The 14,119-nt window shown below is 74.6% G+C and carries 12 protein-coding genes; 10 read left to right on the top strand and 2 right to left on the bottom strand.

Going from position 1 to position 14,119, the window contains the following annotated elements:
• Window positions 1-331: 331 nt before the first annotated feature.
• The 9 genes from ACYVGT_RS05840 (at window position 332) to ACYVGT_RS05880 (ending at window position 11,516) form a co-directional block, all read left to right on the top strand.
• Window positions 332-1,594, top strand: coding sequence for a glutaminase (locus ACYVGT_RS05840; RefSeq protein ID WP_460855375.1), 1,263 nt, complete (start codon window positions 332-334; stop codon window positions 1,592-1,594).
• 179 nt (window positions 1,595-1,773) lie between these two features.
• Window positions 1,774-2,382: a helix-turn-helix domain-containing protein gene (locus tag ACYVGT_RS05845; RefSeq protein WP_460855376.1), complete on the top strand. Its 609-nt coding sequence runs from the start codon at window positions 1,774-1,776 to the stop codon at window positions 2,380-2,382.
• A gap of 370 nt (window positions 2,383-2,752) precedes the next feature.
• Entirely contained in the window at window positions 2,753-4,015 is a 1,263-nt protein-coding gene (locus tag ACYVGT_RS05850; RefSeq protein ID WP_460855540.1) for an NAD(P)/FAD-dependent oxidoreductase, read from the top strand.
• A 515-nt stretch (window positions 4,016-4,530) separates the two neighbouring features.
• Window positions 4,531-4,836, top strand: a complete 306-nt coding sequence (locus ACYVGT_RS05855) for a (2Fe-2S)-binding protein (protein ID WP_460855377.1) — start codon at window positions 4,531-4,533, stop codon at window positions 4,834-4,836.
• Window positions 4,833-6,188, top strand: a complete 1,356-nt coding sequence (locus ACYVGT_RS05860; RefSeq protein WP_460855378.1) for an FAD-dependent oxidoreductase — start codon at window positions 4,833-4,835, stop codon at window positions 6,186-6,188. Before ACYVGT_RS05855 ends, ACYVGT_RS05860 begins: the two co-directional genes overlap by 4 nt.
• Before the next feature lie 79 nt (window positions 6,189-6,267).
• Window positions 6,268-7,191: a dihydrodipicolinate synthase family protein gene (locus ACYVGT_RS05865; protein ID WP_460855379.1), complete on the top strand. Its 924-nt coding sequence runs from the start codon at window positions 6,268-6,270 to the stop codon at window positions 7,189-7,191.
• Between the two features lies 1 nt (window position 7,192).
• On the top strand, window positions 7,193-8,194 hold the full coding sequence (locus tag ACYVGT_RS05870) for a proline racemase family protein (protein ID WP_460855380.1): 1,002 nt from the start codon (window positions 7,193-7,195) through the stop codon (window positions 8,192-8,194).
• A gap of 196 nt (window positions 8,195-8,390) precedes the next feature.
• Window positions 8,391-9,857, top strand: coding sequence for an alanine/glycine:cation symporter family protein (locus ACYVGT_RS05875; protein WP_460855381.1), 1,467 nt, complete (start codon window positions 8,391-8,393; stop codon window positions 9,855-9,857).
• 108 nt (window positions 9,858-9,965) lie between these two features.
• Window positions 9,966-11,516 (top strand): aldehyde dehydrogenase family protein, encoded by a 1,551-nt coding sequence (locus tag ACYVGT_RS05880; RefSeq protein WP_460855382.1) that lies wholly within the window; start codon window positions 9,966-9,968, stop codon window positions 11,514-11,516.
• 22 nt (window positions 11,517-11,538) lie between these two features.
• On the opposite strand, the gene ACYVGT_RS05885 is transcribed toward ACYVGT_RS05880, so the two are convergent.
• Both ACYVGT_RS05885 and ACYVGT_RS05890 read right to left on the bottom strand, forming a co-directional pair.
• Window positions 11,539-12,036: a hypothetical protein gene (locus tag ACYVGT_RS05885; protein WP_460855383.1), complete on the bottom strand. Its 498-nt coding sequence runs from the start codon at window positions 12,034-12,036 to the stop codon at window positions 11,539-11,541.
• A 242-nt stretch (window positions 12,037-12,278) separates the two neighbouring features.
• Window positions 12,279-13,271, bottom strand: coding sequence for an alpha/beta fold hydrolase (locus ACYVGT_RS05890; RefSeq protein ID WP_460855384.1), 993 nt, complete (start codon window positions 13,269-13,271; stop codon window positions 12,279-12,281).
• A gap of 74 nt (window positions 13,272-13,345) precedes the next feature.
• Between ACYVGT_RS05890 and ACYVGT_RS05895 the strand changes: the two genes are divergently transcribed.
• Window positions 13,346-13,936 (top strand): TetR/AcrR family transcriptional regulator, encoded by a 591-nt coding sequence (locus ACYVGT_RS05895; RefSeq protein WP_460855385.1) that lies wholly within the window; start codon window positions 13,346-13,348, stop codon window positions 13,934-13,936.
• Window positions 13,937-14,119: the final 183 nt, after the last annotated feature.

The raw sequence follows: 14,119 nt of genomic DNA on the forward strand, positions 1-14,119 counted from the left end.
CGCGGCGGCGCCCTCGATCAAGCACGCCCTGGTCCGGCAGCGGAGGCGGACGGCCGCATCGCCGCCGCAGCGTCTCCCCGGGCCGGAGCTTCGGCCCGGTCCCGGCACCCGGGGGGGGCGTTGAGTTCGGGCGGGATGGTTTCCCGTGAAACGTCGGTGGCACGGAGGCGACGCTGTATGCGCAGCTCAGCGGGTGTGCCGGGGTAGGCGCTTCGGGGAGTCCGGCCGGGACGGCGCGACACTGTGCGGCGCGTGCGGGGCCGCAGTGGAGCGCACTCCTACGATGGGCAGAGCCGGCAGCAGCACCAGCGGCGGCAGAGGAGAGGAACGCGTGCGCTCACCGATCCCCGACTACCTCGAGGAAGTCCTCGGCACCTGCGGTGCCGACGACTCCGGCGCGGTCGCCGACTACATCCCCGAACTCGCCGCCGCGGACCCGGACCGGCTGGCCGTCGCCGTCTCCACCGTCAGCGGCACCGTCTACGGCGCGGGCGACTGCGCCGCTGAGTTCACCATCCAGTCGATCTCCAAGCCGTTCGTCTACGCCCTCGCCATCCAGGACCGCGGCCTGCCCGCTGTGCTCGAACACGTCGGTGTGGAGCCTTCCGGCGAAGCGTTCAACGAGATGTCCCTGGAGCGCGGCTCAGGGCGCCCCCGCAACCCGATGATCAACGTCGGCGCCATCACCGCGCACAGCCTCGTCGGACCGCCTGGAATGCCCCGCGCCGAACGCATGAACCGGGTCGAAGAGCGGCTGGCCGCGTTCGCCGGCCGCCCGCTCGAGGTGGACGAGGCGGCGCTGGAGTCCGAGGCCGGCACCGCCCACCGCAACCTCGCCATCGCCCACATGCTGCGCAGCTACGGCATCATCGACGAAGACGCCGAAGCCCTGGTCCACGACTACATCCGGCAGTGCTCGCTGCGCGTCACCACCCGCGACCTGGCGCTGATGGCCGCCACCTTCGCCAACGGCGGTGTCCAACCGGTGACCGGCGAGCGCATCATCGACCATGCCATCGTCCGCCAGGTTCTCAGTGTCATGGCGACCTGCGGCATGTACAACGCCGCCGGCGACTGGCTCACCACCGTCGGCATCCCCGCCAAGAGCGGTGTCGGCGGCGGAATCCTCGGCGCGCTGCCGGGGCAGATCGGGCTCGGCGTCTTCTCGCCCCGCCTCGACGAGCACGGCAACAGCGTCCGCGGCGTCCGCGTCTGCGAGCGGCTCTCCGCTGACATGGGCATGCACCTGATGGAGGTCGCCGCGCCCGCCCGCTCGGTGCTGCGCTCCGGCGCCGACGTGCGGCGGCCGGACGGCTCGACCGCCCGCGTCTTCGAACTCCAGGGTGCGCTGCAGTTCGCCGGAGCCGAGCGCCTGATGCACGCACTGGCCGCCGCCGCCCCGGCCCCGGCCATCGCCATCGACCTGACCCGCGTCTACTCCGTCAACGACGTCGCGCGCCGGATGATCCTCGAAGCGGTCCGCCGCTTCGGCCAGGACGGCACCTCCGTCATCTTCGTCGACCCCGACGGCGTCATCGCCGAGCCCGTCGCCGGCGATGGAACCCGACCCGCGGTGGTCGATGCGCTGCGCTGATGCGCTGCGCAGACGCGCCCGGGGCTGCGCCCGGGAGCCGGCAGGGGAGCGGGTCGTACGGTGAAGTGAACGCTCCTGGGGCCAGTGCGCGGCCGCGCCCGCCGCGCAGCCCCCGCGCCTGCTGCGGTCGGCGGGGCAGCGGCGGCGGTAGCCTCCTTCCGGACGAGGTAAGGAGTGCCGTGGCCAGAGAACGAGGCGGTCGGGTCCTCGCGGTGAACCTGCGCGCGCTGCGCGAGCGGGCCGGCATGTCGCTGTCCGAGCTCGGCCGGACAGCGGGCATCGCCAAGGGGACGCTCTCCCAGCTGGAGTCGGGTTCGGGCAACCCGACCATCGAGACCGTGTTCAGTCTGTCGAACGCGCTGGGTGTTCCGGTATCGTCCCTGCTCACCGAGCGCGGCGACCCCGACGTGGTACTCGTCCGCTCGGCAGGGCTGGAGGTGCTCAGCAGCAACGCCGTCGATCTGCGCATGCTGCGCCGGATGGACGTGACCGAGCGGGTCCTGGAACTCTACGACCAGCGGGTCCGCCCCGGTGAGCGGCAGCACTCCGAAGGCCACCCCGGCCGCGAGCATGTCGTGGTCACCGAGGGCCGCCTGCTGTTCGGCCCGCCGGACGATCCGTTCCTCCTCGAACCCGGCGACTACGTCTGCTTCCCCGCGGACCGGCCGCACATCTACGAGACGGTCGACGAGCCCGTCACCTCGGTCCTCCTCCTCGAATACCCCGCCGACGCCGGACCGCCCGCCCTCGGTGCCACCTGCTCCGCTGCCGCCGGCAGCAACCACTGACGGGCGAGCGCCCGGGAGCTGCGGCCGGTGACCGCCGCCGGTGCGACAGCCGCTTGCCGCGCCCCGGCATCCGGCGGACTGCCGCCCGCTTCCGTGCCGGCCCTGCGCCCGGCCGGCCCGGTCGGCCCTGCCGCTGCGCCGTCCGCTGACCGGACTGCAGTCGGACTCGCCGGATCTCCGTTCGCTTCTCCGAACATCGCTCCGCCGTGTCCGCGGCGGCGCCGCCCGCCGAGGTCGGGCTCGTGCCCTGCTCGGCGCGGATCAACAGCGCGTTTCGGCGGCGGATTCACACTTCGCGGGGGATTGACGTGGATCACACTGCCTGACTACGCTCGCGAACGTTCAGTTTAATGAACGGATCTTGAGTGCAGTGCGGACGCCGCGGCGGCCCGACCACTCGGGGGCCGTCGTTTCCGGACGGAGGTGCCGCGTGGCAGCACAGGTGCGGAAGAGCGGACACCCGGACGCGGTGGTGGTCGGGGCGGGAGTGGTCGGTGCCGCGTGCGCCGAGGCGCTCAGCTCCCGCGGGATGCGCGTCACCGTCGTCGATCGCGGCGCCCCTGCCGCCGGCACCAGCGCCGCCTGCGAAGGCAACGTCCTCGTCTCCGACAAGGAGCCCGGCCCGGAGCTCGCCCTCGCCCAGGAGTCGCGTCGGCTCTGGCCCGCACTGCTGGAGAAGCTCGCCGACGAGATCGGACCGGAGGCGGCCGAGGCCGAGTGGGAGGAGAAGGGCGGGCTCGTCGTCGCCACCGCCGAGGACGCCGCAGCACCGCTCGCCGCGTTCGCCGCCGGCCAGCGCTCCGCCGGCGTCCGCGCCGACGCCGTCTCCGCCGCGGCGGCCCTGGAGCTGGAGCCGCACCTCACCCGCTCGGTCACCGCCGCCATCCTCTACCCCGAGGATGCGCAGCTCCAGCCGGTCCTCGCGACGACCGCCCTGCTGGCTGCCGTGCGCGCCCGCGGCGGCCGGGTGCTCCCGCGCACCGGCGCCCTCGGCGTGGAGCGCACCCGCAGCGGCGCCGTCGCCGGCCTGCGCACCCCGGGCGGAACGCTCCCGTGCGGCACCGTCGTCAATGCCTGCGGCCCCTGGTCCGGCGCGTTCGCCGCGGCGGCCGGTGCCCCGATCGACGTCCGGCCGCGCCGCGGCATGGTTCTGGTGACCGCGCCGCTGCCGCCCGGTACCGTCCGCCGCAAGGTCTACGACGCCGACTACGTGGGCGCCGTGGCCAGCGGCGACGCCGATCTGCAGACCTCCACCGTCATCGAGTCGACCCGCGGCGGCACCGTGCTCATCGGCTCCAGCCGGCAGCGCGTCGGCTTCGACGACACCGTCCGCCCCGATGTGCTGCGCGCCATCGCCCGCAAAGCCGTCGGCCTCTACCCCCCGCTCGCCCGCACCCAGGTCATGCGCGCCTACGGCGGCTTCCGCCCCTACGCGCCCGACCACCTGCCGGTCATCGGCGAGGACCCCCGCCTCCCCGGCCTCTGGCACGCGACCGGCCACGAAGGCGCCGGCATCGGGCTCTCCGCCGCGACCGCCCGCCTCCTCGCCGACCTCGCCACCGGCGCTCCGCCGCCGCTGGATCCCGCGCCGTTCCGCGCCGGCCGCCCCGCGCTGCTGGGGGAGGCCCGCTGATGGCGGCGCCCCCCACGCCTGTCGACGGACCGGCATCGTCGCAGTCCGGGCCCGCGCCGGCCAGCAGGACCGCAGCCGGGGTGGAGCGCGGTCGGTGGGCTTTTGCTGCCGCAGGGTGCGCAGCGCCCGCCCGCCGCTTCCGCGCGGACCCCGACCCGGGCGCACCGCACTTGTTCGGCTCCCCGCGGCACCGGCCCGACCGGAGCGGCCACCGGTCTGCCGGGGGGCCTCGAAGCTCTGCCGGAGACGGCCCGCCACCGGCGGCACCCGCTCCCGGACCGGGACCGGGAAACGCAGCCGGACCTGCAGGCCCGGTCTTCCTGCGCCGCGACCGCGCAGGTGCCCGGTCAGCGCGCCGCCGGCGCTGCACCGTCCGCGGCGCCCGCCTGCCACAACCGCGCGGGCGCCGGAGCGGACGCGCCCAGCCTGATCGGCTCCCTGACCCGAGCGGCGCTGCCGCCCGCCCCCGCCCCTTTCCGCGCCGACTGCTCCGCCCTGCTGGAGGAGGACCGCTCATGCCCACACCAGCCGCCCCTGCCGAGGGGCCGCCACCGTCGGAGTACCTTCGCGTGCACGTCGACGGCACCGCAACCGAGGCACTGCCCGGGCAGACCGTCGCCGGCCTGCTCATCGGGCTCGGCCGCCGGTCCTGGCGCACCACCCGCGGCGGCGGGCGGCCGCGCGGCGTGTTCTGCGGCATCGGCGCCTGCTTCGACTGCCTCGTCGTCGTCAACGGCGTGCCCGACGTGCGCGCCTGCCGCCGCATCCTCGCCGACGGCGACGATGTCCGCGTCCAGCACGGTGCGGAGCTGCCGTCATGAGCGCCGCACCAGCACCCGAGCGCGCCGTAGTCGTCGGTGCCGGACCTGCGGGGCTTGCCGCAGCCCGGGCCGCCGCAGCGGCCGGTGCCCGCGTCCTGCTGATCGACGCGGAGGGCGCCCCCGGCGGCCAGTACCTGCGCGGTGATGCGATCTCGGGCACCGCCCGCGCCGCGGTCCCGCCCGGCGTCGACTACCTGCCCGACACCGCAGTGTGGGCGCTGGAGCCGCTCGACCGCGGTGCCCGCCTCCACCTGCTCACCGGGCCCGCCGACAGCACCGGGCGGACCGCCAGCACCGTCACCGCGCCCGCCCTGGTCCTGGCGACCGGCGCCCACGACCGCCCGCTGCCGTTCCCCGGCTGGGACCTTCCCGGCGTGTTCACCGCGGGAGCCGCGCAGGCCCTCGCGAAGAGCCAGCGGGTGCGCGTCGGCGAGCGCGTGGTGGTCGCCGGGACCGGACCGTTCCTGCTGCCGGTCGCACGCTCCCTGATCAGCGCCGGCGCCCAGGTCGCCGCGGTGCTGGAGGCCAACGACCCGGTCACCGGCTGGCTGCGCGCGTCCCGCGGCGCCGCGGCGGGCGCCGGAAAGCTGCCCGAACTGGCCGGACACGTCGCCGCGCTCGCCCGGCACCGCATCCCTTACCTGGTGCGCACCGCCGTCGCCGAAGCCCACGGCGGCCAGGCCGTCGAGGCAGTGACCGCGGTCCGCGTCGACGCGGACTGGGCGTCCGTGCCCGGCACCGAGCGCCGCATCGAGGCCGACGCGGTGTGCGCCGGCTACGGGTTCGTGCCGCAGACCGAGCTGGCCCTCGCCGCCGGCTGCGCGCTGGACGACGGATTCGTCCGGGTCGACGCGGCCCAGTCCACGACCGTACCCGGCGTCCTGGCCGCGGGTGAGCTCACCGGCATCGGCGGCGCCGACCTGTCCGCTGCGGAGGGCGCCGTCGCCGGAACCGCGGCGGCGCGCCTCCTCGGCTGTACGGCCCCCGCCCCCGTGCGGGAGCTGCGCAGGGTGCGCGCCGGCCGGAGATTCGCCGCCGCACTCGCCGCGGCCCACCCGGTCCGGCCCGGATGGCAGGGCCGGCTGCGCGGCGACACGGTCGTCTGCCGCTGCGAAGAGGTGACCTGCGGCGCCCTGGGCACCACCGTCGCCGAGCGCGCGGCCGAAGGCGCCCGCCCGGTCAAGCTCACCACCCGAGCCGGACTGGGGCTCTGCCAGGGCCGGATGTGCGGCGCCGCCGTCGCCGACCTGACCGGCGCCCCGGCGCTGGCCGACGGCTTCGCGCGCCGCCCTTTGGCCCAGCCGCTCCGCCTCGGTGAACTCGCCGAAGCACCCCCCGCCGAAACCCGCTGACGCTCCCGCTGCCAACCGGCATCCCCCGCCCCCGATCCCCGCCCCGCCGCTGACGGCACCGAGATGGAACGGACCCGCCATGACGCAAGAGAAGCTCGACGGTGTCATCGTCGCCACTGCCCTGCCCTACGCCGAGGATGCCGCCGCACCCGCCGGCCTCCGCGTCGACCTCGACGCCTATGCCGAGCACTGCCGCTGGGTGGTGCAGAGCGGCTGCCGCGGCGTCGGCCCCAACGGCTCGCTCGGCGAGTACTCGTCGCTGACCGGTGAGGAGCGGCGCGCCGTCGCCCGCACCGCGATCGAGGCCGTGGGCGACGACGGAATCGTCGTCGTCGGGGTGCACGGCGTCGGCGCCCACCAGGCCCGCGAGTGGGCCGAGAAGGCCGCCGAGGACGGCGCCGACGGCGTGCTCTGCCTGCCGCCGACCCTCTACCGCGCCAACGACGCCGAGATCCTGCGCCACTTCGAGCAGGTCGCGTCGGCCGGCCTGCCGGTGATGGCGTACAACAACCCCTTCGACACCAAGGTCGACCTGAAGCCCGCTCTGCTCGCCGAGATCGCGGCCATCGACAACGTGGTGGCCGCCAAGGAGTTCTCCGGCGATGTGCGCCGCGTCCTGGAGCTGCGCGAGCTGGCCCCCGAGCTGAACATCGTGGCCGGCGCCGACGACGTCGCTCTGGAGTCGCTGCTCATGGGCGCCGGCGGCTGGTTCGCCGGGTTCCCCAACGTGTTCCCGGCCGAATCCGCGCACCTCTACGAACTCGCCCGCGCCGGAAGGCTCGCCGAGGCGAAGGCCCTCTACGAGCCGCTGGTGGCCGCGTTCCGCTGGGACTCGCGCACCGAGTTCGTGCAGGCCATCAAGCGCGGCATGGAGATGGTCGGACGCACCGGCGGCCCGTGCCGCCCGCCCCGCGGGCCGCTCGCACCCGAGCAGCTCACGGCACTGGAAGCCGACATGCAGCGGGCGATCGACTACCTCGCCGCGCACCCGGTGGCGGCCTGAGATGCGCGCCGCACGCTACTTCTCCGCGGTCGACTCGCACACCGAGGGCATGCCGACCCGCGTCATCACCGGCGGCGTCGCCCCCATCCCCGGCGCCACCATGGCCGAGCGCCGGCGCTACTTCCTCGACCACCTCGACCACATCCGCGAGCTCCTCGTGAACGAGCCGCGCGGGCACTCCGCGATGAGCGGCGCGATCCTGCAGCCTCCGCTGCACCCGGAGGCCGACTGGGGCGTGCTCTACATCGAGGTGTCCGGCTGCCTGCCGATGTGCGGGCACGGCACCATCGGTGTCGCGACCGTCCTGGTCGAGACCGGCATGGTGGAGGTGACCGAACCGGTCACCCGGGTCCGGCTGGACACCCCGGCCGGACTGGTCACGGCGGAGGTCGCCGTGGCCGACGGCCGCGCCGAGTCGGTGGCCATCCGCAACGTGCCCTCGTTCAGCCACGAGCTGGACGCGGCTGTCGACGTGCCCGGCATCGGGACGGTCACCTACGACATGGCCTACGGCGGCAACTTCTACGCCGTGGTTCCGGCCGCCGATCTCGGCATCCCGTTCGAGAAGGCCGCCAAGGACCGGATGATGGCGACCGGGCTGTCGGTCATGGACGCGATCAACGAGCAGCGCCGGCCGGTGCACCCGGCCGATCCCGGTATCGGCGGCTGCAAACACGTGCAGTTCACTGCTCCGGGCGAGGACGGCGCCGACGCCCGCAACGCCATGGTCATCCACCCCGGCTGGTTCGACCGGTCGCCGTGCGGCACCGGCACCAGCGCCCGCATGGCGCAGCTGCACGCGCGCGGAGAGCTGCCGCTGGGCCGCGACTTCGTCAACGCCTCGCTGCTGGGCACCCGGTTCACCGGCCGGCTGGTGGAGGAGACCGAGGTCGGCGGCGTCCCCGCCGTCGTCCCGACGGTGGCCGGCCGCGCCTGGATCACCGGCATGGCCCAGTACCTCCTCGACCCCCGCGACCCCTTCCCGCGCGGCTTCACCCTGTGACGCGGCGCCGCTGACCCGTTCAGCGGCCCCGCAGCATATGCGGCACGGCCGCCGGGGCGCTCGGCGCTCCGGCGGTCCGGCCACCACCCGCCTACCCCCCCTCCCCCCGTCGCGCTGCCCCGTCGCGCCGCCAGCCCCCGCAGTGCCGCTTCCGGCACGGTCCGCGCAGCACGGAGGACCAAAGGACTGATCCGCTGTGGAAACCCTCGTCGCCATCAACGACTGGCTCTGGAACCCCCTGGTCGTCCTCGCCCTCGGGCTGGGCCTGGTCTGCACCATCCTCACCCGCGGCGTGCAGTTCCGGCTGCTGCCCGAGATGATCCGGCAGATCCGCTCCAGCCGGACCTCCTCCGGCACCGGCGAGGGCATCTCGCCGTTCCAGGCGCTGATGCTCACGCTGTCCAGCCGCGTCGGCGTCGGCAACATCGCCGGCGTCGCCACCGCGATCGCCGCCGGCGGCCCCGGCGCGCTCGTCTGGATGGCGGTGATGGCGCTGGTCGGCGCCGCACTGGCGTTCGTCGAATCGACGGTTGCGCAGATCTACAAGCAGAAGCGCGACGGCCGCCTCTGGGGCGGCATCCCCTACTACATCGAGCGCGGCCTGGGCTACAAGTGGCTCGCAGTGGTGGCCGCGCTGACCGCCCTCAGCCTGTACGCGGTGCTCGCACCCGGCGTGCAGTCCAACAACATCTCCAGCGCCATGGAGACCGGCCTCGGCATCGACCCCTGGATCGGCGGCCTCGTCATGACCGCCGTCTTCGGCTACATCGTGTTCGGCGGGCGCAAGCGCATCGTCGCCGTCGCCGACGCCCTCGTGCCGGTCATGGCGGTCGGCTACGTCCTCGCCGCCGTCGTGGTGCTCGCCTTCAACGCCGCCGCGGTCCCCGGCGCGGTCCGGCTGATCCTCGCCAGCGCTGTCGGCGCGGACGCGGTGTTCGGCGGCATCGTCGGCGCCGCCATCGCGTGGGGCGTGCGCCGCGCCATCTTCTCCAACGTCGCCGGCGTCGGCGAGGGCACCTACGGCTCGGCCGCCGCGGAGGTGTCGCACCCGGTCAAGCAGGGCCTCGTGCAGAGCTTCTCCATCTACATCGACACGCTCGTCGTGTGCATGGCGACCGGCCTGATGATCGTGGTCACCGGCAAGTACAACGTGCAGACCGACGACGGCGCGGTGCTCGCGAACAACATCCCGGGTGTGGAGGCCGGCCCGGCCTACACACAGGCCGCAGTGAGCGCAGTGTTCCCGGGCGCGGGGCCGGCGTTCATCGCGATCGCGATCCTGCTGTTCGCCTTCACCACGATCGTCGCGTTCTGCTACATCGCCGAGACCAACCTGACCTACCTGTGCAGCGAGCGGACGCTGCCCGCCGCCCGGACCGCGATGCGGATCGCGATGACGGGCGTCGTCCTGTTCGGCGCCGTGCAGTCGGCCGACCTCATCTGGGCCATCGGCGACGTCGGCTACGCGTCGCTGGCCTGGGTCAACATGCTCTGCCTGATCTTCCTGGCCAAGCCGGCCGTCCGGGCCCTGCGCGACTACGAGGCGCAGCGCCGCCGCGGCGCCGACCCGGTCTTCGACCCCGAGGCGGCCGGCATCTCCGGCGCCGACTACTGGATCCGCGGCGCAGCGGCCGCGGAGGACGGGGGAGGAGAGAAGAGATAGGAGGCGCGGAGGTCCCGTGCTCCTGGGCGCCAGGGGGTTGCGCGCGGACCGCCCGCGGGGGTTCTGTAGCGGCGGGCAGTGCCCGCACCCGTTTGGAGAGGACTGGCGATGGCGAGCGACGCCGCAATTGATCCGCGGACCGGCAGCAGGGCAGGAGAGCCCGTTCCGCACACTGAGGCCGCGGAGGTCGCCGCTGCGGCTGCGGCTGCCGCCGAAGCGTTCCCGGCGCTGGAGCGGGCGGGCCGGGCCGGCCGGGCCCGGCTGCTGCGGGCCATCGGCGACCGGCTCGACGAGCGGCGCGACGAGCTCGTCGCCACCGCCGACGCCGAGACCGGGCTCGGCGGCGTCCGGCTGCGCGGCGAGGTGGGGCGGTCCTCCGGGCAGGCCCGGTTCTTCGCCGAGGTGCTGGAGGAGGGCTCTTACCTGGAGGCGGCCATCGACACCGCGGTGCCCGCCGGCGACACGACGCCGGGGGCACCCGACCTGCGCCGCATGCTGGTGCCGCTGGGGCCCGTCGCGGTGTTCGGCGCGAGCAACTTCCCGCTGGCGTTCTCGGTGCCCGGCGGCGACACGGTGTCCGCGCTCGCCGCGGGCTGCCCGGTCGTGGTGAAGGCGCACGAATCCCACCCGGGCACCTCCCGGGCCGCGTTCGCCGCTCTGCGCGACGCCGTCGCTGACGCCGGCCTGCCCGAGGCCGCGGTCGGCATCGTGCACGGCCGCGACGCCGGCACCGCGCTGGTGGAGGACCAGCACATCACCGCGGTCGGCTTCACCGGATCCACCGCGGGCGGGCGCGCTCTGATGGAGGCCGCGGCAGCGCGGCCCACACCGATCCCCTTCTACGGCGAGCTGGCCGGCATCAACCCGGTCGTCGTCACCGCGGGTGCTGCGCGGGAGAACGCCGGCGCGATCGCCGACGGCGCGCTCGCGTCGGTGACCGGCAGCGGCGGCCAGCTCTGCACCAAGCCGGGCCTGCTCTTCGTGCCCGCGGGGGCCGAGGGCGACGCGCTCGTGGAGCGGATGAGCGCGGGCTTCGCCGGCGCGGCGCAGTGGCCGCTGCTCAACGGCGGGATCCGCGCCGCATTCGGCCGCGCAGTGGAGCGGCTCGCCGGGGAGCCGGGCGTCGCCCTGCTCGCCGAGGGAAAGCCGGACGCGAAGGCCGGTGCGGAAGGCTCCGACGGCGGGTTCTGGGCCAAACCGCGGCTGCTGTCGGTGGCCGCCGGGGACCTGTCGCCGTCGGTGGCCGAGGAGTGCTTCGGCCCGCTCACCGTCGTCGCCCGCTACCGCGACGGCGCCGAGCTTGCGGCTGCACTGGGCGCGCTTCCGCCCTCGCTGTCCACCACACTGCACGCCACCGACGCCGAAGCGGCCGCGGGGGAGCAGGCCGACGTGCTGGAGGTGCTCCGTGCGACATCGGGGCGGATCGTCTTCGGCGGCTTCCCGACGGGCGTGCGGGTGTCCTGGGCGCAGACCCACGGCGGTCCGTGGCCCTCGACCACCAACCTGCACACCTCTGTGGGCGCCACCGCCATCCGCCGCTTCCTGCGCCCGGTGACGTGGCAGAGCGCCCCCGCCGCGGTGCTCCCGGCCGAGCTCCGCGACGGCCCGGTCGACATCCCCCGCCGCGTCGACGGCCGGCTCGTGCTGCCGGGTTCCTGAGCGCTGCGCCGGCCGTCCGCCGTCAGTCCCCGGCGGGCGGCCGGTTTGCCTCGACCGCGCGGCTGCGGTGCTCCATCCGGCGGCGGCGCATGGGCACGATGAGCACCAGGACGCCGAGGTATCCGATCGTTAGTGCGATTCCGATCCCGGCTACCAGGGCCGATCCGGAGCTCAGGGTCAGGAAGGGCACGGGGGCGCACTGGGCGACCAGGAACGCGGTCCCGGCCGCCGCCCAATAGGGGTTGCCGGGCCAGTACTGCCGCTGGCGCTCGATGGCGAGGGTGAGCGCGAAGGACCGGAGTCGGGGATCGCCGGTGGGGCGCCCCTCGTGCACTGCTTGGCGGATCTCGAAGCGCTCTTGGACGCTGAGTTCCGCCGCGTCGGCGTCGCGGATCCAGGAGCGCTGCTTCGGAGGGCGGTGGTGCCGGTCCCGGGCGAGGCCGACGAGGACGAGCACTGCTGCGGCGGCGTAGCCGGAGAACTGGACCGCGTATGCGGTGGCGGGGGCCTCGCCGAACACTGGATGGCACCTCCTCCCGGCGGATCCGTCTCCGCGGTGCGCCCGCGCCGAGCCGGATTCGCGCGCGTGTGGCGTGGAACCTCCCTCGAATCTAGTCGTCCATCGGCCTCGTGGACGGGCCGACCGCGCTCCCCATGGGGTCGGCCGGGTCGGCGGGCCTGGCCGGCGCCCTTTCCGCCGCGCTCTCGCGCAGGGGAGCGGCGCAGCGCTGCTGCCGGTGCGAGTGCCGGGCCGCGAGCCGCCTACCCGTGGGCAGTGAGGAACTCAGCCAGGTCGGCGGCGATCTCGTCGGGGTGCTCGCCGTTCACCGCGTGGGAGGCACCCGGGTAGAGGCGGACCGTGCCATCGCGGAGGGTGCGCTCAGCCGTGCGGGCCGCCGCGGGGCCGTCGTGCATCACCGACTCCTCAGCGATGACCGCCAGCACCGGCATCGGCAGCCCCTCCAGGGCCGCGTCGCCCGGCCGGGCCGGCTGGGGCAGGCGCAGCGCGTAGTGCTGCATCCCGGCCTCGATCATGTGGGCCTCCGGAACGTCCTCCACCGGATGGCCGCCCGCCGTGTAGGAGTTGAAGGAGTCCCGCCACGACTTGGGCGTCCACGGCACCGCCGCCGGGATCGACCGGACCGCCGTCTCCAGCGGGATGTCGCCGAAGACCTGCGCCGGGTCGATCAGGCTCAGGGTGGCGACCCGGTCCGGCTCCCGCACCGCAAGGTTCACCGCGGTCCATCCGCCGATCGACATCCCCACCACGTGGAACGACTCCTCGTCGAGCCCGGCCAGCGCCTCGGCCAGCCAGCGGGCCTGGTCGTCGTCGTTCTCGATCGGCCGCTCCTGCACGCTCCGCCCCGGCTCGCCCAGCAGATCGACCGCGTAGACGTCGCCGAGCTCCAGCAGCGACGGCAGGTTCGACGCCCACACCGGCGTTCCGGAGGCGCGCCCCGGCAGCAGCACCAGCGGCGTTTCGCCCGCAGGGCCGGCGTCAGCGCCGGTGAACCGGTAGGCGCGCACCACCCCGTAGTCCGTGCGCACATCGCGGGTCTCGGCGGGCTCGGGCAGGGCTTCGAACGCCTTGTCATAGGCGGCCATGTAGCGATCGCGCCCTTCGGCGGAATCCCAGTGCCCCACCGGCGACGACGGGCCGGAGACCGCGGCGGCGGCAGCGGCGGCCAGCGCGCAGGCCGCGACGACCGCACTGATACGGAGCAGCCGCCGGCGGCGGTTCGGAGTGCGGTCCATGTCGGCCATCCCCTCGCGGAAATCGTGATCTAACCGATCGGTAGATATTCTGACCGTACGGTAGAATTTTTTCCATGGCAAGAAAGCGGCGAGAGAGCACCGAGCCCACCTACATCGAGCGGGCGCGCCGCGCCCAGCTGATCGGCGCGACGGTCGAACTGGTGGCGGAGCGCGGGTACGCCGGCGCTTCGCTCGCCGCGATCGCCGAACACGCCGGCATCACCAAGGCCGCGGTGCTCTACCACTTCCGCTCGAAGGACGCCCTGGTCGAGGCCGCGCAGCAGGAGGTGCTCCGGGCGCTGGTGGCCGACGTCAGCGCTGCCATCGAGGAGGCCGGCACCCGCGGCGCGCCGGCCGCCTACGTCCGGTCGATGATCGGCCACCTGCGCGAACACCCGCGGCACACCCGAATGATCGTCGAATCGCTGGTCAGTGGAAGCGGCGAGCACGCCCGGGCAGAACGCTGGGGCCCCCTCGCCGACCTGCTCGCCTCCGCCCGCGCCGCCGCCGGAGCCCCACCTCTCGCCGACGCCCGCACCCTCGCCGTCATCACCGGCGGCGCCATCGACGCCATCGTCGCCGAGCGCCTCGAAGACCCCGCCTACGACACCGCAGCCGCCGCCGACCGCCTCGCCGCCATGCTCGAATCCGCCCTGGAGGCATGACGGAGCCGCCTGGCCGGCAGCGAAGGCCGGTCGTCGTGCCGCACTGAACGAGGGGGTTTCGCTCTGCCACGACATGGGTGGCTTCGCCGGCACGCCTATGGTCTGTCCCGCCGCCAGGCCGCTTCGCCGAGGTGCGCCCCTCCTGGTGGCCGCTGCCGCCTTCCGCCTGTCCGGCGCAGTGGA

The sequence above is a fragment of the Nocardiopsis coralliicola genome, assembly GCF_054779695.1.